Source organism: Desertibacillus haloalkaliphilus, from assembly GCF_019039105.1.
Classification (GTDB): Bacteria; Bacillota; Bacilli; order Bacillales; family KJ1-10-99; genus Desertibacillus; species Desertibacillus haloalkaliphilus.
Map to the genome: position 1 here is coordinate 1 of NZ_JAHPIV010000425.1, position 361 is coordinate 361.

1 protein-coding gene is annotated in these 361 nt (G+C 56.5%); it reads right to left on the minus strand.

Going from position 1 to position 361, the window contains the following annotated elements; translation table 11 throughout:
• A partial coding sequence (locus KH400_RS30185; protein WP_217228473.1) for a hypothetical protein occupies nt 1-361 on the minus strand: 361 nt, incomplete at both ends.

The following is a 361-nucleotide window of genomic DNA, read 5'->3' on the forward strand; positions in this document are numbered from 1 at the left end:
CCCCTCCCTTTTTTCCTCTTTTCCCCCCTTCCTCCCTTCCCCTCTCCTTTTTCTCCCTTCTCTCCTCCCTCCCTTTCCCCCCCTCTTTCTTCTCCCCTTCCCTTTTCTCCCTTCTTCCTCCCCCCCCTCTTTCCTCCCCTCCCCCCCCCCCTTTCCTCCCTCCCTCTTCCCTCTCCCCTTTTTTTTTTTTCTTCCTCCTCCCCTTCTTCTTCCTCTTCTCCCTTTTCCCTTTCCCCTTCCCTCTCCTCTTCCTCTCTTCCCTTTCTCTTCTCCCCCTCTCCTCTCCCCCTCCTCCTCTCTCCCTCTCTTCTCCCTTCTTCTTCTTTCCTCCCTTCCCCCCCTTTTCTTTTCCCCCTTCCTC